General features: G+C 58.1%; 14 protein-coding genes. 6 read left to right on the forward strand and 8 right to left on the reverse strand.

Going from position 1 to position 18,384, the window contains the following annotated elements; genetic code table 11:
• Positions 1-7: 7 nt before the first annotated feature.
• The 5 genes from carB (at position 8) to folA (ending at position 6,891) form a co-directional block, all read left to right on the forward strand.
• Positions 8-3,232, forward strand: a complete 3,225-nt coding sequence (carB, locus tag IAE50_RS06500; RefSeq protein ID WP_094419334.1) for a carbamoyl-phosphate synthase large subunit — start codon at positions 8-10, stop codon at positions 3,230-3,232.
• A 233-nt stretch (positions 3,233-3,465) separates the two neighbouring features.
• Positions 3,466-3,699 (forward strand): YgdI/YgdR family lipoprotein, encoded by a 234-nt coding sequence (locus IAE50_RS06505; protein WP_042715383.1) that lies wholly within the window; start codon positions 3,466-3,468, stop codon positions 3,697-3,699.
• A 132-nt stretch (positions 3,700-3,831) separates the two neighbouring features.
• Positions 3,832-4,362 carry a glutathione-regulated potassium-efflux system oxidoreductase KefF gene (kefF, locus tag IAE50_RS06510; protein WP_200134218.1) on the forward strand — a complete coding sequence of 177 codons (531 nt, stop codon included), beginning with the start codon at positions 3,832-3,834 and terminating at the stop codon, positions 4,360-4,362.
• Positions 4,355-6,217 (forward strand): glutathione-regulated potassium-efflux system protein KefC, encoded by a 1,863-nt coding sequence (kefC, locus tag IAE50_RS06515; RefSeq protein ID WP_139966657.1) that lies wholly within the window; start codon positions 4,355-4,357, stop codon positions 6,215-6,217. The genes kefF and kefC overlap by 8 nt, the downstream gene beginning before the upstream one ends.
• 194 nt (positions 6,218-6,411) lie before the next feature.
• Entirely contained in the window at positions 6,412-6,891 is a 480-nt protein-coding gene (folA, locus tag IAE50_RS06520) for a type 3 dihydrofolate reductase (RefSeq protein ID WP_023480281.1), read from the forward strand.
• A 34-nt stretch (positions 6,892-6,925) separates the two neighbouring features.
• Here the strand turns inward: folA and apaH are convergent, their stop codons facing one another.
• From apaH to lptD, 6 genes are read right to left on the reverse strand one after another with little or no spacing between them, the layout of a single operon-like run.
• Positions 6,926-7,774 (reverse strand): bis(5'-nucleosyl)-tetraphosphatase (symmetrical) ApaH, encoded by an 849-nt coding sequence (gene apaH, locus IAE50_RS06525; protein ID WP_200134219.1) that lies wholly within the window; start codon positions 7,772-7,774, stop codon positions 6,926-6,928.
• 3 nt (positions 7,775-7,777) lie between these two features.
• Positions 7,778-8,155, reverse strand: coding sequence for a Co2+/Mg2+ efflux protein ApaG (gene apaG, locus IAE50_RS06530; protein WP_042715373.1), 378 nt, complete (start codon positions 8,153-8,155; stop codon positions 7,778-7,780).
• A 3-nt stretch (positions 8,156-8,158) separates the two neighbouring features.
• Complete coding sequence (rsmA, locus tag IAE50_RS06535) at positions 8,159-8,980, reverse strand: 16S rRNA (adenine(1518)-N(6)/adenine(1519)-N(6))-dimethyltransferase RsmA (protein ID WP_023480359.1); 822 nt, start codon at positions 8,978-8,980, stop codon at positions 8,159-8,161.
• Positions 8,977-9,966 carry a 4-hydroxythreonine-4-phosphate dehydrogenase PdxA gene (gene pdxA, locus IAE50_RS06540; protein WP_200579921.1) on the reverse strand — a complete coding sequence of 330 codons (990 nt, stop codon included), beginning with the start codon at positions 9,964-9,966 and terminating at the stop codon, positions 8,977-8,979. Before pdxA ends, rsmA begins: the two co-directional genes overlap by 4 nt.
• Positions 9,963-11,249, reverse strand: coding sequence for a peptidylprolyl isomerase SurA (surA, locus tag IAE50_RS06545; RefSeq protein ID WP_200579869.1), 1,287 nt, complete (start codon positions 11,247-11,249; stop codon positions 9,963-9,965). The genes pdxA and surA overlap by 4 nt, the downstream gene beginning before the upstream one ends.
• A 53-nt stretch (positions 11,250-11,302) precedes the next feature.
• Positions 11,303-13,645 (reverse strand): LPS assembly protein LptD, encoded by a 2,343-nt coding sequence (gene lptD / locus IAE50_RS06550; protein ID WP_200579870.1) that lies wholly within the window; start codon positions 13,643-13,645, stop codon positions 11,303-11,305.
• Positions 13,646-13,840: 195 nt separating this feature from the next.
• Between lptD and djlA the strand changes: the two genes are divergently transcribed.
• The gene (gene djlA, locus IAE50_RS06555) at positions 13,841-14,665 is read left to right on the forward strand and encodes a co-chaperone DjlA (RefSeq protein WP_124969843.1); all 825 of its coding nucleotides are present in this window, start codon (positions 13,841-13,843) and stop codon (positions 14,663-14,665) included.
• 36 nt (positions 14,666-14,701) lie between these two features.
• On the opposite strand, the gene rluA is transcribed toward djlA, so the two are convergent.
• Positions 14,702-15,361, reverse strand: a complete 660-nt coding sequence (rluA, locus tag IAE50_RS06560; protein ID WP_200579871.1) for a bifunctional tRNA pseudouridine(32) synthase/23S rRNA pseudouridine(746) synthase RluA — start codon at positions 15,359-15,361, stop codon at positions 14,702-14,704.
• Positions 15,362-15,373: 12 nt separating this feature from the next.
• Positions 15,374-18,280, reverse strand: a complete 2,907-nt coding sequence (gene rapA, locus IAE50_RS06565) for an RNA polymerase-associated protein RapA (RefSeq protein ID WP_076768905.1) — start codon at positions 18,278-18,280, stop codon at positions 15,374-15,376.
• Positions 18,281-18,384: the final 104 nt, after the last annotated feature.

The following is an 18,384-nucleotide window of genomic DNA, read 5'->3' on the forward strand; positions in this document are numbered from 1 at the left end:
AAGAGCCATGCCAAAACGTACAGACCTAAAAAGCATCCTGATCCTTGGCGCTGGCCCGATTGTTATCGGCCAGGCGTGTGAATTCGACTACTCCGGCGCGCAGGCATGTAAAGCGCTGCGCGAAGAGGGTTACCGCGTAATCCTGGTGAACTCCAACCCGGCAACCATCATGACCGACCCGGAAATGGCGGACGCCACCTATATCGAGCCAATCCACTGGGAAGTGGTGCGCAAAATCATCGAGAAAGAGCGCCCGGACGCGGTGCTGCCGACAATGGGCGGCCAGACCGCGCTCAACTGCGCGCTGGAGCTTGAGCGTCAGGGCGTGCTGGAAGAGTTCGGCGTGACGATGATTGGCGCTACCGCAGATGCGATTGATAAAGCGGAAGATCGCCGCCGTTTCGATATTGCGATGAAGAAAATCGGCCTCGATACTGCGCGTTCCGGCATTGCGCACACCATGGACGAAGCGCTGGCCGTGGCGGCTGACGTCGGCTACCCGTGCATTATCCGCCCCTCCTTTACCATGGGCGGCACCGGCGGCGGCATCGCCTATAACCGCGAAGAGTTTGAAGAGATTTGCGCCCGCGGCCTCGACCTCTCTCCGACCAAAGAGCTGCTGATTGATGAGTCGCTGATTGGCTGGAAAGAGTATGAGATGGAGGTGGTGCGCGATAAGAATGACAACTGCATCATCGTCTGCTCGATTGAAAACTTCGACGCCATGGGCATCCATACCGGTGACTCCATCACCGTGGCCCCGGCGCAGACCCTGACCGACAAAGAGTACCAAATCATGCGTAACGCCTCGATGGCGGTACTGCGTGAAATCGGTGTGGAGACCGGCGGCTCCAACGTGCAGTTCGCGGTCAACCCGAAAAACGGTCGTCTGATTGTTATCGAGATGAACCCGCGCGTGTCACGCTCTTCAGCGCTGGCTTCAAAAGCGACCGGCTTCCCGATTGCAAAAGTGGCGGCGAAACTGGCGGTAGGTTACACGCTGGATGAGCTGATGAACGATATTACCGGCGGGCGTACCCCGGCGTCGTTCGAACCCTCTATCGACTATGTCGTGACCAAGATTCCGCGCTTCAACTTCGAAAAATTTGTCGGTGCTAACGACCGCCTGACCACGCAGATGAAATCCGTTGGTGAAGTGATGGCGATTGGCCGCACCCAGCAGGAGTCGCTGCAAAAAGCGCTGCGCGGCCTCGAAGTGGGCGCCACCGGCTTCGACCCGAAAGTAAGCCTTGAGGATCCGGAAGCGCTGACCAAAATCCGCCGCGAACTGAAAGACGCGGGCGCGGATCGTATCTGGTACATCGCTGACGCTTTCCGCGCTGGCCTTTCGGTTGATGGCGTCTTCAACCTGACCAATATCGACCGCTGGTTCCTGGTGCAGATTGAGGAGCTGGTGCGTCTGGAAGAGCAGGTCGCCGCGCAGGGCATTAACGGCCTGAACGCCGACTTCCTGCGCCAGCTGAAACGCAAAGGCTTTGCCGATGCTCGCCTGGCAACGCTGGTTGGCGTGCGCGAAGCGGAGATCCGCAAGCTGCGCGACCAGTACAACCTGCACCCGGTCTACAAACGCGTTGATACCTGCGCCGCGGAGTTCGCTACCGACACCGCCTATATGTACTCCACTTATGAAGAGGAGTGCGAAGCGAACCCGAACCAGGATCGCGAAAAAATCATGGTGCTCGGCGGTGGTCCAAACCGTATCGGCCAGGGTATTGAGTTTGACTACTGCTGCGTCCACGCCTCGCTGGCGCTGCGCGAAGATGGTTACGAGACCATTATGGTCAACTGTAACCCGGAGACCGTCTCCACCGATTACGATACCTCCGACCGCCTCTACTTCGAGCCGGTAACGCTGGAAGATGTGCTGGAAATCGTGCGTATCGAGAAGCCGAAGGGCGTGATCGTCCAGTACGGCGGGCAGACGCCGCTGAAACTGGCGCGCGAACTGGAAGCAGCGGGCGTACCGATTATCGGCACCAGCCCGGACGCAATCGACCGCGCGGAAGACCGCGAGCGTTTCCAGCAGGCGGTAGAGCGCCTGAAGCTGCTGCAACCGGCTAACGCCACGGTCACGGCGCTGGAGCAGGCGGTTGAGAAAGCCAAAGAGATCACCTATCCGCTGGTGGTGCGTCCCTCCTATGTGCTGGGCGGCCGCGCAATGGAGATTGTCTACGACGAAGTCGACCTGCGTCGCTACTTTATGACCGCAGTCAGCGTCTCGAACGATGCGCCGGTGCTGCTGGATAAGTTCCTCGATGACGCAGTAGAAGTGGACGTCGACGCGATTTGCGACGGCGAAAGCGTGCTGATTGGCGGCATCATGGAGCATATCGAGCAGGCAGGTGTTCACTCCGGTGACTCCGCCTGTTCACTGCCAGCTTATACGCTGAGCCAGGAGATTCAGGATGTGATGCGCCAGCAGGTGCAGAAACTGGCGTTTGAGTTGCAGGTGCGCGGTCTGATGAACGTGCAGTTCGCAGTGAAAGATAACGACGTCTACCTGATTGAAGTGAACCCGCGTGCGGCGCGTACCGTACCGTTTGTTTCAAAAGCGACGGGTGTTCCGCTGGCGAAAGTGGCGGCGCGCGTGATGACCGGTCAGACTCTGGCTGCGCAGGGCCACACCAGCGAAATTATCCCGCCGTACTACTCGGTGAAAGAGGTAGTGCTGCCGTTCAACAAATTCCCGGGCGTTGACCCGCTGTTAGGGCCGGAAATGCGCTCGACCGGGGAAGTGATGGGCGTCGGTCGCACCTTTGCTGAAGCGTTCGCCAAAGCGCAGCTCGGCAGCAACTCCACCATGCAGAAGCGTGGCCGTGCGCTGCTGTCGGTGCGCGAAGGGGATAAAGAGCGCGTTGTTGACCTCGCCGCCAAGCTGCTGAAGCAGGGTTTCGAGCTGGATGCTACCCACGGCACAGCGATTGTGCTCGGCGAAGCAGGCATCAACCCGCGCCTGGTGAATAAGGTGCATGAAGGGCGTCCGCACATTCAGGATCGTATTAAGAATGGCGAATATACCTACATCATTAACACCACCGCAGGCCGCCAGGCGATTGAGGATTCAAAACTGATTCGCCGCAGCGCGCTGCAGTACAAGGTGCATTACGACACCACCCTGAACGGCGGCTTCGCCACCGCAATGGCGCTGAATGCCGACGCCACCGAGAAGGTGACCTCCGTGCAGGAGATGCACGCGCAGATCAACAAGTAACAGAGCGGGCCGGTTTACCGGCCCGAATTTTTTATTCGCACTATTTGTAGGCCGGATAAGGCGTCGCCGCCATCCGGCAATAATGCCTGATGGCGCTTCGCTTATCAGGCCTACGCGATCCTACCTGCATTTACCCACCTTCAGAGTGTTCTGTATTTTCCTCATCCCTCAGCAAGTTACCCTACACTTACTCCCAAGAAGCCTAAAATTGACTGCAAAACAGGGAGAGAACCATGAAAACTAAACTTCTGCTCACATCCGTAATGACTGCCGCTGCGCTGTTTACCGTTGCCGGTTGTTCTTCAAACCAGGCTGTAGAGACGACCGATGGCAAAACCATCGTTACCGACGGCAAGCCGCAGGTAGACAAAGATACCGGTATGGTCTCCATTAAAAATGCCGAAACCGGTAAAACGCAGCAGATCAACCGTGACCAGGTTAAAGGTATGAGCGAGCTGGATAACTAATCCGCCGCGCTTAGCGTGCGGTGGCACTCGCCGCCGCACGACCCCCCTCTGAATTTCCCTACAGATTGCCACTGTTAGCCAATCGATTAACTGTCTACACTCTTTGAAAATTGTCAGTGAAACAGGTAATCGATGATCCTTATTATTTACGCCCACCCCTATCCGCAACACTCCCATGCTAATAAGCAGATGCTTGAGCAGGTCAGGACAATGGATGAGGTGGAGATCCGTTCCCTTTACGACCTCTATCCCGATTTCAATATCGACATTGCCGCCGAGCAGCAGGCGCTGGCACGTGCCGATCTCATCATCTGGCAGCACCCGATGCAGTGGTATAGCGTCACGCCTTTACTCAAACTCTGGATCGATAAAGTGCTGGCCCACGGCTGGGCATATGGTCACGGCGGCACCGCGTTGCGTGGCAAAAGCATTATGTGGGCGGTGACTACCGGCGGCGGCGAGCACCATTTTGATCTGGGTGAGCATCCTGGTTTTGAAGTGCTGGCTCAGCCTTTGCAGGCCACGGCGCTCTATTGCGGGCTAACCTGGCTGCCGCCTTTTGCCATTCACCGCACTTTTGTCTGCGATGACGAAACCCTGCAGGCGCAGGCACGGCAATATAAACAGCGTTTGCAGACATGGCTGGAGGTACAGCGTGGATAGTCACTCAATGATTCAGGCGCTGATCTACCTGGGCGCGGCGGCGCTGGTGGTGCCAATCGCCATGCGCCTCGGGCTCGGTTCAGTGCTTGGTTACCTGATTGCTGGCGGGATTATCGGCCCGTGGGGGTTACGGCTGGTCACCGATGCGGAGTCTATTCTGCATTTTGCCGAAATCGGCGTGGTATTAATGCTGTTTATTATCGGGCTCGAGCTGGATCCGCAGCGGTTATGGAAATTGCGCGCCTCGGTGTTTGGCGGCGGCGCGTTGCAGATGGGCAGCTGTGGCCTGCTGCTCGGCGGCTTCTGCCTGCTGCTCGGGCTGCCGTGGCCGGTGGCGCTGCTGATTGGCCTGACGCTGGGACTCTCATCAACCGCTATTGCCATGCAGGCGATGAATGAACGGAACCTGACCGCCTCGCAGATGGGGCGCAGCGCCTTTTCAGTGCTGCTGTTCCAGGATATCGCCGCGATTCCGCTGGTGGCGATGATCCCGCTACTGGCCGCCAGTGGCGGAGCGATGACCCTCAGCGCCTTTCTATTATCCGCGTTAAAAGTGGTGGCGGCGCTGACGCTGGTGGTGCTGATTGGGCGCTATGTCGCGCGCCCGGCACTGCGTTTTGTTGCCCGCTCCGGCCTGCGCGAAGTCTTCTGCGCCGTGGCGCTGCTGCTGGTCTTCGGTTTCGGTTTGCTGCTGGAAGAGGCCGGTTTATCGATGGCGATGGGCGCCTTCCTCGCCGGGGTGCTGCTCGCCAGCTCCGAGTATCGCCACGCGCTGGAGAGCGATATCGAGCCGTTTAAAGGGCTGCTGCTCGGGCTCTTCTTTATCGGCGTCGGCATGTCGATCGATTTCGGCACGTTGGTGAGTCATCCGCTGCGCATCCTGCTGCTGCTGGGCGGGTTCCTGGTGATCAAAACCGCGGTGCTGTGGCTGATTGCGCGTCCTTTAACGGTGCCGCGCAAACAGCGCTGGTGGTTCGCGGCGCTGCTGGGGCAGGGGAGTGAATTTGCCTTCGTGGTGTTTGGTGCCGCGCAGACGGCGCAAGTGCTGGATAGTGAATGGGCGAAAGCCTTAACCCTCACCGTGGCGCTGTCGATGGCGGCAACGCCGCTGCTGCTGCTGGTGCTTGCGCGTCTGGAAGCGGGCGGCGGCGATCGGGAGCAGGAAGCCGATGCCATTGACGAAGAGGAGGCGCGGGTAATCGTTGCCGGCTTTGGCCGCTTCGGGCAGATCTCAGGGCGTCTGCTGCTCTCCAGCGGCGTGAAGATGGTGATCCTCGATCACGATCCCGACCATATCGAGACGCTGCGTAAGTTTGGTATGAAGGTCTTCTACGGTGACGCGACCCGCGTCGATCTGCTGGAGTCTGCAGGCGCGGCGCGGGCGGAAGTCTTGATCAACGCAATTGATGATCCCGAAGCCAGCCTGCACTTAACGGAGCTGGCGAAGGAGCACTTCCCGCACCTGCGCATTATTGCCCGCGCCCGCGATGTCGATCACTACATTCGCCTGCGTCAGATGGGCGTTGAGGATCCTGAACGTGAGACCTTCGAAGCGGCGTTGAAAACCGGCCGTCAGGCCCTTGAAGGGCTGGGGCTGGGTGCCTATGAGGCGCGTGAGCGCGCCGATCGCTTCCGCCGCTTTAATCACGACATGATTGAAGAGATGGCGAATGCGGAAGATGGCGGCCAGGGGCGCGTTGCGGTGTTTAAGCGTACCAGCGCCATGCTGACGGAGATTATCGCCGAAGACCGTGCGCATCTCTCCGTTACGCAGCGCCATGGCTGGCAGGGGACGGAAGAGGGGCGGCACACTGACGATCCGGCAGATGAGCCCGCGGTGAAACCAGAGCCCTGATCGCGCGGTCTGTTAAGGCTGCTTGACGGCTAACGGCTTGATAGATCAGGCATGGAAAGCTGGCGGTGCGAAGATGTGCAGGGTCACCGCCAGCAGAACAGAAATTTTTCTTCTTCTTTACCTTGCACACCGTCGACGAAAGATTGTGCTTTCCGTATAGTGGCGACAATTTTTTGCATCCAGGAAATGAATGAATGATCAGTCTGATTGCGGCGTTAGCAGTGGATCGCGTCATCGGTATGGAGAATGCCATGCCGTGGGATCTCCCTGCCGATCTCGCCTGGTTTAAGCGCAACACCTTGAATAAACCTGTTGTGATGGGCCGCCTGACATGGGAATCCATCGGTCGCCCGCTGCCGGGGCGTAAAAACATTGTCATCAGCAGCCAGCCTGGCACCGACGATCGCGTTGAGTGGGTGAAATCCGTTGAGGATGCGCTGGCGGCGTGCGGCGATGCGCAGGAGATCATGGTGATCGGTGGCGGCCGCGTGTATGAGCAGTTCCTGCCGAAAGCGCAGCGCCTCTATCTGACGCACATTGATGCGGAAGTGGAGGGCGATACCCATTTCCCGGATTACGATCCGGACGAGTGGGACTCGGTCTTCAGTGAATTCCACGACGCGGACGCGCAGAATTCACACAGCTACTGCTTCGAAATTCTCGAGCGTCGCTAATAGCAAAATCCCCGGCATGCCGGGGATTTTCATTTCAGGAGGCGATGGCTTCCCCATCACCCAGATCCATCTGGCGATTCGATGGCTGGGTGAAGATCTGCTTATCTTCCCAGCGCAGGCAGGTGAGATCCCCGCCCCAGCAGCAGCCGGTATCCAGGCCGTAAATCCCCTCCGGGGTGCCTTCGCCTTCCAGCGATGCCCAGTGACCGAAGACGATGCTGTACTCCTGCGCGACCGGACCCGGAATTGAGAACCAGGGTTTCAGCGGTGCCGGCGCGTTCTGCGGCGTATCTTTGCAGTACATATCCAGCTGCCCGTTCGGGAAGCAGTAACGCATCCGCGTAAATGCGTTGGTGATAAAGCGTAAACGTGCAAGGCCGCTCAGCTCCGGCGACCAGTGGTTTGGCAGATCGCCATACATCGCATCGAGGAATAGCGGATAGGAGTCGCTCGCCAGCACCGCTTCGACATCGCGGGCGCAGCTTTTCGCCGTGTCGAGATCCCACTGTGGCGTGATCCCGGCGTGGGCCATCACCACCTTTTTCTCTTCATCGATTTGCAGCAGCGGCTGGCGACGCAGCCAGTTAATCAGCTCGTCGGCGTCGGGTGCTTCCAGCAGCAGGTTAAGCCGATCTTTCGGCTTATTGCGGCTGATACCGGCAAAGACCGCCAGCAGATGCAGATCGTGATTGCCGAGCACAACGCGCGCGCTGTCGCCAAGGGATTTGACGTAACGCAGCACGTCGAGCGAGCCAGGGCCGCGCGCCACGAGGTCGCCGGTCAGCCATACGGTGTCTTTTTCCGGTGAAAACTGCACCTGGTTTAACAGCGCGATCAGTTCATCAAAGCAACCGTGAACGTCGCCAATAAAGTATGTAGACATTGATTAATGGATCACTATTGGAACGGCGAGTCGGAAGACCGGGATAGCGACGCGGAAGGGGTTGCCCTGCGCATCGACCATATCGTAATGGCCCTGCATGGTGCCCAGCGGCGTTTCGATCACCGCGCCGCTGGTGTACTGAAATTCGCCGCCTGGCTCGATATGGGGCTGCTCGCCGACCACACCTTCGCCCTGCACTTCCGTTTCGCGGCCATTTCCATTGGTGATCAACCAGTAGCGACTGAGCAACTGGACGGCGCTTCGCCCCAGGTTCCGGATGGTGACGGTGTAAGCAAAGACATAGCGTTCATGGTCGGGTTGCGACTGTGACTCGATATAGAGGCTTTGAACCTGCACAGAGACGCGGGGCGAATTGATCATGGGTTAACTCTCCTTCGGCGGCGCATTATCCGTCAGGTAGTTGGCTAACTGACAATACTGCGCAACAGAGATATTTTCTGCGCGCATCGTCGGATCGATACCCAACGATGAAAGCACGTCGACGGTAAACACATTGCCGAGACTGTTACGAATGGTCTTACGGCGCTGGTTGAACGCTTCGGTAGTAATGCGGCTCAGGGTGCGAACCTCTTTTACCGGGTGCGGCATAGTGGTATGCGGCACCAGGCGCACCACGGCGGAATCGACTTTTGGCGGCGGCGCGAAGGCGGTCGGCGGCACTTCGAGCACCGGGATCACCTGGCAATAGTACTGCGCCATTACGCTCAGTCGTCCATACGCTTTACTGTTCGGCCCTGCAACCAGGCGGTTTACCACCTCTTTTTGCAACATAAAGTGCATGTCGGCAATGGCATCAGTATAGCTAAACAGATGAAACATCAACGGTGTCGAGATGTTGTAGGGCAGGTTGCCGAAAACGCGCAGCGGCTGGCCGAGGGTTTGCGACAGCTCGCCGAAGTTCATGGTCATCGCATCCTGCTGATAAATCGTCAGCTTTGGTGCGAGGAACGGATGCGTTTGCAGACGAGCCGCCAGATCGCGGTCAAGCTCGATAACCGTCATTTTATCCAGACGGTCGCCGACCGGTTCGGTCAGCGCGCCAAGACCCGGGCCGATTTCGACCATGGCCTGACCCTTTTGCGGGTTGATGGCGGAAACGATGCTGTCGATCACGAACTGGTCGTGGAGGAAGTTTTGCCCGAAGCGCTTGCGGGCTAAGTGGCCCTGATGGACGCGAGTATTCATTGAGTATTAACAATCATCTTGATGGCGAGATTAAGCGCCGTAATAAAACTGCCGACCTCCGCGGTTCCCTGTCCCGCCAGTTCTAGGGCGGTACCGTGGTCGACGGAGGTGCGAATAAAAGGTAAACCGAGGGTAATATTCACCCCGCGGCCAAAGCCCTGGTATTTTAGCACGGGCAGGCCTTGATCGTGGTACATCGCCAGCACCGCGTCGGCGTTATCGAGGTATTTCGGCTGAAACAGCGTGTCTGCCGGGAGCGGACCGCTCAAGTTCATGCCTTCGCGACGCATCGCTTCCAGCACCGGAATGATGGTATCGATCTCTTCCGTGCCCATATGGCCACCTTCGCCCGCGTGGGGGTTGAGGCCGCAGACCAGAATATGCGGAGAGGCGATGCCAAACTTCTGCCGTAAATCGCCGTGCAGGATGGTGATAACTTCACGCAGCAGATCGGGCGTGATGGCATCCGCCACCTCTCTGAGCGGCAGATGCGTCGTCGCCAGCGCCACGCGCAGCGTCTCCGTTGCCAGCATCATTACCACTTTGTCGGCGTGAGCGCGCTGCTCGAAAAACTCCGTGTGCCCGGTAAAGGGCGTACCTGAATCGTTGATCACCCCTTTATGCACCGGGCCGGTAACCAGCGCGGCGAACTCACCGTTCAGGCAACCATCACAGGCGCGGGCAAGGGTAGAGACGACGTAAGCACCGTTTTGCGGATTAAGACGGCCGGCGACAACCGGCGCGTTAAGCGCAACGGGCAGCAGGGTAAGGGTTCCGGCCTGTTGCGGCACCGCTGCGTGTCCGGGAGTGTACTCCCGAAGCGTAAGCGGCAGACCGAGCAGGGCTGCCCGGTCAGTTAACAGCGTCGCATCGCCGCAGATTACCAGTTCAACCGGCCAGTCGCGCTGGGCGAGCTGCACCACCAGATCCGGGCCAATCCCGGCAGGTTCGCCGGGAGTGATAACGATGCGCTGCGTGTTCATCAGTTGCTCAGAATTTTGACGTAAGCGCTGGCGCGTTGTTCCTGCATCCAGGTTGCCGCCTCTTCAGAGAACTTGCGGTTCATCAGCATCCGGTAGGCGCGATCTTTCTGCGCGGCATCGGTTTTGTCGACGTTGCGCGAATCGAGCATTTCGATCAGGTGCCAGCCGAAGGAGGAGTGCACCGGGCCGCTCATCTGGCCGCGTTTGAGCTTCATCAGCGCATCGCGGAAAGCGGGATCGTAGATATCCGCTGCAGCCCAGCCGAGGTCGCCGCCCTGGTTGGCTGAACCCGGATCCTGAGAGAACTCTTTCGCCGCATTAGCGAAGGTGGTGCGACCGCCCTTGATGTCGGCTGCAATCTCTTCCAGCTTGGTACGCGCCTGGTCATCGGTCATGATCGGCGACGGCTTCAGCAGAATGTGACGGGCATGCACTTCGGTCACGGAGATGCTCTTCGACTGACCGCGCAGATCGTTCACTTTAAGAATGTGGAAACCAACACCGGAGCGAATTGGGCCCAGCACGTCGCCTTTTTTCGCCGTGCTCAGCGCCTGAGCGAAGACGCTCGGCAGCTCCTGAATACGGCCCCAGCCCATCTGGCCGCCTTTCAGCGCCTGCTGGTCAGCAGAGTAGGTGATTGCCAGCTTGCCAAAGTCAGCGCCGTTACGCGCCTGCTCGATGATCGAGCGCGCCTGGGCTTCTGCTTCGTTAACCTGTGCGGAGGTCGGGTTTTCTGACAGCGGGATCAGGATGTGGCTCAGGTTCAGCTCGGTGCTGGCATCGTTCTGGTTGCCAACCTGCTGCGCCAGCGACTCCACTTCCTGCGGCAGCACGGTCACGCGGCGACGCACTTCGCTGTTACGCACTTCGGAGATGATCATCTCTTTGCGGATCTGATTACGATAGGTGCTGAAATTCATCCCATCGTAGGCCAGACGGCTGCGCATCTGATCCATCGTCATGTTGTTCTGTTTCGCAATATCCGCGATAGCGGCATCGAGCTGTTCGTCAGTCACTTTGACGCCCATTTTCGTGCCCATCTGCAAAATGATCTGATCCATGATCAGACGCTCCAGGATCTGATGGCGCAGGGTTTTGTCATCCGGCAACTGTTGGCCCGCCTGGCCAGCATTCGCTTTGACAGACTGCATCAAACCATCAACGTCACTTTCGAGCACGACACCGTTATTCACCACGGCGGCGACTTTATCGACAACCTGAGGCGCGGCAAAACTGGTATTCGCAACCATAGCGATACCGAGAAGCAGCGTTTTCCAGTTCTTCATACCTTTTCCATTTCAATTAACCGCAGTGCGGATTACGTTGCAAATCAAACAGATCACAGTGAGCTACGGTACGGCAGGATGTTCGAGCGCAGCATCTCTTGCGTACCCAGGCCATAGTTGGAGCTCAGGCCGCGAAGCTCAATGTTGAAACCGATAACTTTTTCATACTTGCTCTGATCGTTCTCCCAGCCGTTAAGTTTGCGTTCCCAACCGAGGCGAATCGCATAACAGCAGGAGTTGTACTGCACGCCAACCATCTGGTCCGCAGGCTTTTTGGTATTGGTATCAAGATAGTACGCGCCAACAAGAGACCAGCGATCGGCAATCGGCCAGCTTGCGGCGGTGCCCACCTGCGAAATCCCGTTTTTATACTGCTCTGATGCCGCGTAGTTCGGCAGCGTTGCCTGGATATACTCCGGGCTTGCATAACGGTAGCTCAGCTGTAGCAGACGGTCTTGATCCCGGCGGTACTCCAGCGCAGAGCTGCTGTTGGCGATGTTGTTCAGACGCGTATCGTACTGAACCCCGCCGCGCAGACCCCAACGGTCGGAGATACGCCAGTAGGTGTCACCTGCCCACACCAGCGAACCGGTTTTGTTGTCTTTCTCCCATTTGATGTTGTCATCACCGGTACGGGACTCGGTGAAATAGTAGATTTGACCAACAGAAACGTTAAAACGTTCAACCGCCGCATCATCAAAAATACGCGTGGTGAGACCGGTAGTGACCTGGTTTGCCGACGCGATGCGGTCGAGACCGCCATAGGTACGGTCACGGAACAGGCCGCTGTAGTCTGACTGCAACAGGGAGGAGTCGTAGTTATTGATATGGCTCTGATCGCGGTACGGCACATAGAGGTACTGCGCACGTGGCTCCAGCGTCTGGGTGTAGCCCGCCGCCCAGTCCATATTACGTTCGAACACCAGCTTGCCGTCAGTCTTAAACTGCGGCATGACGCGGTCAACAGACTCGCGGTAATCGGTGCCGTTACGGGTGTTATAGGTGTCGACATTGGTCTGCTGGTAGTGGGTCGCCAACATTTTGACTTCGGTATTAAGACTGCTCCAGCCATTCGAAAGCGGCAGGCTTAAGGTCGGCTCCAGATGCAGACGCGTCGACTCAGGGTTATTTTTGTTGGTATTAACAAAGTTAACCGCCTGGCCATACACGCGGAAATCGAACGGACCGAGATCGTTGTGGTACCAGTTTACGTCCACCTGCGGCTGCGCAGAGTAGGAGTTACTGTTGTTACGGTTAAACACCTGGAACTGCTTGGTAGAGACCGTAGCGTCAAAGTTTTCAACCGCATAGCCGACGCTGAGGATCTGCGTGGCGTAACCGTCTGTACTGGAACCATATTTTGACGAGAAGTCGTTAAAGTAGTTCGGATCGCTAACTTTGGTGTAGTTGGCGTTAAAACGCCACACCTGATCCAGCACCCCGGCATGCTGCCAGAAGAAGAGCCAGCGATGGCGATCGCCTTCGGTTGGGTGCTCATCTTCATACACTTTATCGGAGGGCAGATAATCGAACTCGATCAGACCCTGGCCCGCCTGCGACAAGTAGCGGAACTCATTCTGCCACTGGGTGTTACCGCGCTTGTGGATATAGTGCGGCGTGATCGTCGCATCCATATTGGGCGCGATGTTCCAGTAGTAGGGCAGGTAGAATTCGAAGTAGTTGCTGGTTGAGTACTTGGCGTTCGGGATCAGGAAACCTGAACGGCGTTTATCCCCGATCGGCAACTGCAAATAGGGGCTATAGAAGACCGGAACCGGGCCGAGCTTAAAGCGGGCGTTCCAGATCTCAGCAACCTGCTCTTCGCGATCCTGAATCACCTCGCTTCCCACCACGCTCCAGGTATTGGAGCCGGGCAGACAGGAGGTAAAGGTACCGTTGTCCAGAATGGTGTAGCGATTCTGGCCGCGCTGTTTCATCAGATCGGCAGTACCGCGACCCTGGCGGTCCACCATCTGGTAGTTACCGTCCCAGATATTGGTATCTTTGGTGTTGAGATTCGCCCAACCTTTCGGACCTTTCAGGATGACCTGATTGTCGTCATAGTGCACATTACCGAGCGCATCCACCGTTCGTACAGGTTCCGTCTGACCTTCCGGTTGCTGTTGATGAACCTGCACCTCATCGGCCTGCATGCGGCTATTACCCTGATTAATATCGACATTGCCGGTAAAAACGGCGTCGTCAGGGTAGTTGCCTTTAGCATGATCGGCGTTGATCGTTACCGGTAAGTTATTGGTATCGCCTTTAATCAGGGGGCGGTTATAGCTGGGAACGCCAAGCATACACTGCGAGGCAAGATCGGCTGCCATCCCCTGCTGACTGTAAAGGGCGTAGCCAATCATGGTGGCCAGGAGGGTGGGGATACGTTTTTTCATACGTTTTATGTGTTGTTCCGTCATCTGTGGCTTTACGCTGGCAAACGGTCTGAGACTAACTTACTCGCCTTTGCAACGCTAGTTTTAATCCTGCCCGCGTTCGAGCCAGAAGGAGAGCCTGCGCCTGTGCACGGCATAGAATGACGGGTATGATAAAGCAAATTTTAGCCGACGGCATGACGATTTGGGGAGTATATGCAGTATTGGGGGAAAGTGGTTGGAGTAGTCGTTGCCCTTTTCGTAGGCGGCGGCTTTTGGGGCGCCGTGCTGGGGCTGATTATTGGGCATCTTTTTGACAAATCACGCAGCCGTAAAATGGCGTGGTTTGCCAACCAGCGCGAGCGCCAGACGCTCTTTTTTGCCACCACCTTTGAGGTGATGGGGCATTTAACCAAATCGAAGGGGCGCGTAACGGAAGCGGATATTCAGGTCGCCACCCTGTTTATGGATCGTCTGAACCTGCACGGCGAGTCGCGCACCGCGGCGCAGCACGCGTTTCGCGTCGGCAAAACGGATAACTACCCGTTGCGCGACAAGATGCGTCAGTTTCGCAGCGTCTGTTTCGGTCGCTTTGATTTGATTAGGATGTTTCTGGAAATTCAAATCCAGGCAGCGTTTGCTGACGGTACGCTCCACCCGAGCGAACGCCAGGTTCTGTACGTCATTGCCGAAGAGCTGGGCATCTCTCGCCAGCAGTTCGATCAGTTCCTGCTGATGATGCAGGGCGGGGCGCAGTTTGGCGGCGGCTTTAACAACTCACAGCAGCAGGCGGGCGGTGGTGGATGGCAGCAGTCGCAGCGCGGCCCAACGCTCGAAGATGCCTGTAACGTGCTGGGGGTGAAAGCCACCGACGATGCGACAACCATTAAACGCGCTTATCGACGCTTAATGGGCGAGCATCACCCGGACAAGCTGGTGGCGAAAGGATTACCGCCGGAGATGATGGAGATGGCGAAGCAGAAAGCGCAGGACATCCAGAAAGCCTACGAACTGATTCGCGAACAGAAAGGGTTCCGCTAATAAAAACGTCCCCGACCGCAAGATCGGGGCGCGTTCTCAAAAATCCACCGGTGCCTTAAACGTCATGCTGTTGCCAAACGCCGGGTGGGTAATGGTCAATATTTCGGCATGGAGCTGTAAACGCGGCGCCATCGCCAGCGCCTCTGGCGTCGCATAAAAGCGGTCGCCAAGAATCGGATGACCCAGCGCCAGCATATGCACCCGCAGCTGGTGTGAACGACCGGTAATCGGCTTCAGGCGCACCCGCGCGCTGCCATCCTCGTCATAGGACAGTACTTCATACTCCGTCTGCGCCGCCTTGCCGGTTTCAAAACAGACCTTCTGCTTTGGCCGGTTCGGCCAGTCGCAAATCAGCGGCAGATCCACCAGCCCTTCCGCTTTTTCCGGGTGACCCCAGACGCGCGCCAGGTACTGTTTTTTCGGCTCTCGTTCGCGGAACTGGCGTTTCAGCTCGCGCTCGGCCGCTTTGGTGAGTGCCACCACAATCACGCCGCTGGTGGCCATATCCAGCCGGTGCACCGATTCCGCCAGCGGATGGTCGCGCTGAATGCGCGTCATTACGCTGTCTTTGTGCTCATTAAGACGCCCCGGCACCGACAACAAGCCGCTGGGCTTGTTGACGACCATAATGTGCTCATCCTGATAGAGAATGACCAGCCAGGGATCCTGCGGCGGGTTGTAGGGCTCCATCACCATTGCGGGCTCCGTTTATTGATGCGTGACGACAATCAGACGCAGCGCGTCCAGACGCCAGCTGGCCTGCGCCAGGCTCTCCATCACCTGCAGCCGGTTGCTTTCGATCGCTTCCAGCTCGTCATCACGAATGTTCGGGTTGACGGCTTTCAGCGCTTCCAGACGCGCCAGCTCCGCAGAGAGCTTCTCATCGGCTTCGCGGCGCGCGGCTTCAATCAGCGCCTTCGCGGCGTCAGCCACCTGGGCTTCCCCTTTTTGCAGGATGGTATGCACTTCCTGCTGTACGGCGTTGACCAGTTTGCTGCCGGTATGGCGGTTGACCGCGCTCAACTGGCGGTTAAAGGTCTCAAACTCCACCTGCGCGGCGAGGTTGTTGCCGTTTTTATCCACCAGCAGGCGGATCGGCGTCGACGGCAGGAAGCGGTTAAGCTGCAGCTGTTTCGGTGCCTGTGCTTCGACCACGTAGATCAGCTCCACCAGCAGCGTGCCGACCGGTAAGGCTTTGTTCTTCAGCAGGGAAATGGTGCTGCTACCGGTATCGCCGGAGAGGATCAGATCCAGGCCGTTACGGATGATCGGGTGCTCCCAGGTGACAAACTGCGCATCTTCGCGCGACAGCGCTACATCACGCTCAAAGGTGATGGTGCAGCCATCTTCCGGCAAGCCCGGGAAGTCCGGCACCAGCATATGATCCGATGGCGTCAGCACAATCATGTTCTCGCCGCGATCGTCCTGGTTAATGCCGACGATATCAAACAGGTTCATGGCGAAGGCGATAAGCGCGGTGTCGTCATCCTGTTCGGCGATGCTGTCAGCCAGCGCCTGCGCTTTTTCGCCGCCGTTGGAGTGGATCTCCAGCAGGCGGTCGCGGCCCTGCTCCAGCTGCGCTTTTAGCTCATCATGCTGCGCGCGGCAGGTTTTAATCAGCTCGTCAAAACCGTCGGTGTTTTCCGGTGCGGCCAGGTAGTTAATCAGCTCGCCGTGCACGCTGTCGTAGATGGCGCGGCCGGTCGGGCAGGTGTGTTCAAACGCGTCCAGCCCTTCGTGATACCAGCGCACCAGCACCGACTGCGCGGTTTTTTCAAGATATGGCACATGGATCTGAATGTCGTGCGCCTGGCCAATACGATCCAGACGGCCAATACGCTGTTCGAGCAGATCCGGGTTGAAGGGCAGGTCGAACATCACCAGATGGCTGGCGAACTGGAAGTTACGCCCTTCAGAGCCGATTTCGGAGCAGAGCAGCACCTGCGCGCCGCTATCCTCTTCCGAGAACCAGGCCGCCGCGCGATCGCGTTCAATAATCGACATCCCTTCATGGAACACCGCTGCGCGGATGCCTTCGCGCTCGCGCAGTACCTGCTCCAGCTGCAGCGCGGTCGCTGCTTTGGCGCAGATCACCAGCACCTTCTGCGAGCGGTGGCTGGTGAGGTAGCCCATCAGCCACTCGACGCGCGGATCGAAGTTCCACCAGGTGCCGCTGTCGCCTTCAAACTCCTGATAGATCTGCTCCGGGTAGAGCATGTCGCGGGCGCGCTCTTCCTGGCTTTTGCGCGCACCCATGATGCCGGAGACCTTAATCGCCGTCTGGTACTGGGTCGGCAGCGGCAGTTTCACCGTGTGCAGTTCGCGTTTCGGGAAGCCTTTGACCCCATTACGGGTGTTACGGAACAGCACGCGGCTGGTGCCGTGGCGATCCATCAGCATGGCGATCAGCTCCTGGCGCGCATCGGCAGCGCCGTCGCGATCGCTGTTCGCGGTTTGCAGCAGCGGCTCGATATCCTGCTCGCCCACCAGCTCGCTCAGCATATTGAGATCGTCATTGCTCAGGCGTTCGCCCGCCAGCAGCAGCGCGACGGCGTCGGCCACCGGACGGTAGTTCTGCTGCTCATCAACAAACTGGGCGAAATCATGGAAACGGTTCGGGTCGAGCAGGCGCAGACGCGCAAAGTGGCTCTCCATACCGAGCTGTTCCGGCGTCGCGGTCAGCAGCAGAATGCCCGGCACGCGCTCGGCCAGTTGTTCAATGGCGAGATATTCGCGGCTCGCCTCTTTTTCGCTCCACACCAGGTGGTGCGCTTCATCGACCACCAGCAGATCCCACTCGGCATCGCACAGGTGTTCGAGGCGCTGCTTGCTGCGGCGCACGAAATCAAGAGAGCAGATCACCAGCTGCTCAGTCTCGAACGGGTTATCGCTATCGTGCTGCGCTTCGGCATAACGATCGTCATCAAACAGCGCAAAGCGCAGGTTGAAGCGGCGCAGCATCTCAACCAGCCACTGGTGTTGCAGGGTTTCCGGCACCACGATCAGCACGCGCTCGGCGGCACCCGCCAGCAGCTGCTGATGCAGGATCATCCCGGCTTCAATGGTTTTGCCCAGCCCCACTTCATCGGCCAGCAGCACGCGCGGCGCATGGCGGCGGCCCACGTCATGGGCGATGTGCAACTGGTGTGGAATCAGATTCGTACGCTGCCCACGCAGGCCGCTCCACGGCATGCGGTACTGCTCACTCTGGTATTTCCGCGCGCGGTAGCGCAGCGCGAAACGGTCCATACGATCAATCTGCCCGGCGAAAAGACGATCCTGCGGCTTGCTGAACACCAGCTTGCTGTCGAGCAGCACTTCACGCAGCACCACGTTGCTCTCACCGGTATCAAGACGCGTACCGGTATAGGCGAGCAGACCGTTCTCTTCGTTGACTTCATCGATGGTGAGCTGCCAGCCGTCGTGACTGGTGATGGTGTCACCGGGATTGAACATGACGCGCGTGACGGGAGAGTCGCTGCGGGCATACAAGCGATTTTCACCGGTGGCGGGGAAAAGCAGGGTGACCGTGCGCGCGTCCATCGCAACGACAGTACCAAGTCCAAGCTCGCTTTCCGTATCGCTGATCCAGCGTTGACCAAGTGTAAAGGGCATAAATGAACTCTAATCTCTAATTGCAGGCAATAGTTCGTCACCGCCTGGCGACAGGCGGGCGGATAAATTTGGGGCCAGAAAAAGGAAGGGCGCTATGGTACTGG

This window comes from Kosakonia sp. S42, assembly GCF_016624785.1.
Lineage (GTDB): Bacteria > Pseudomonadota > Gammaproteobacteria > Enterobacterales > Enterobacteriaceae > Kosakonia > Kosakonia cowanii.

Excerpts from the sequence above, each read along its gene's own strand:
- carB (WP_094419334.1), top strand. The coding sequence starts at position 8 with ATGCCAAAACGTACAGACCTAAAAAGCATCCTGATCCTTGGCGCTGGC.
- IAE50_RS06505 (WP_042715383.1), top strand. The coding sequence starts at position 3,466 with ATGAAAACTAAACTTCTGCTCACATCCGTAATGACTGCCGCTGCGCTG.
- kefF (WP_200134218.1), top strand. The coding sequence starts at position 3,832 with ATGATCCTTATTATTTACGCCCACCCCTATCCGCAACACTCCCATGCT.
- folA (WP_023480281.1), top strand. The coding sequence starts at position 6,412 with ATGATCAGTCTGATTGCGGCGTTAGCAGTGGATCGCGTCATCGGTATG.
- apaH (WP_200134219.1), bottom strand. The coding sequence starts at position 7,774 with ATGTCTACATACTTTATTGGCGACGTTCACGGTTGCTTTGATGAACTG.
- apaG (WP_042715373.1), bottom strand. The coding sequence starts at position 8,155 with ATGATCAATTCGCCCCGCGTCTCTGTGCAGGTTCAAAGCCTCTATATC.
- rsmA (WP_023480359.1), bottom strand. The coding sequence starts at position 8,980 with ATGAATACTCGCGTCCATCAGGGCCACTTAGCCCGCAAGCGCTTCGGG.
- surA (WP_200579869.1), bottom strand. The coding sequence starts at position 11,249 with ATGAAGAACTGGAAAACGCTGCTTCTCGGTATCGCTATGGTTGCGAAT.
- lptD (WP_200579870.1), bottom strand. The coding sequence starts at position 13,645 with ATGAAAAAACGTATCCCCACCCTCCTGGCCACCATGATTGGCTACGCC.
- djlA (WP_124969843.1), top strand. The coding sequence starts at position 13,841 with ATGCAGTATTGGGGGAAAGTGGTTGGAGTAGTCGTTGCCCTTTTCGTA.
- rluA (WP_200579871.1), bottom strand. The coding sequence starts at position 15,361 with ATGGTGATGGAGCCCTACAACCCGCCGCAGGATCCCTGGCTGGTCATT.
- rapA (WP_076768905.1), bottom strand. The coding sequence starts at position 18,280 with ATGCCCTTTACACTTGGTCAACGCTGGATCAGCGATACGGAAAGCGAG.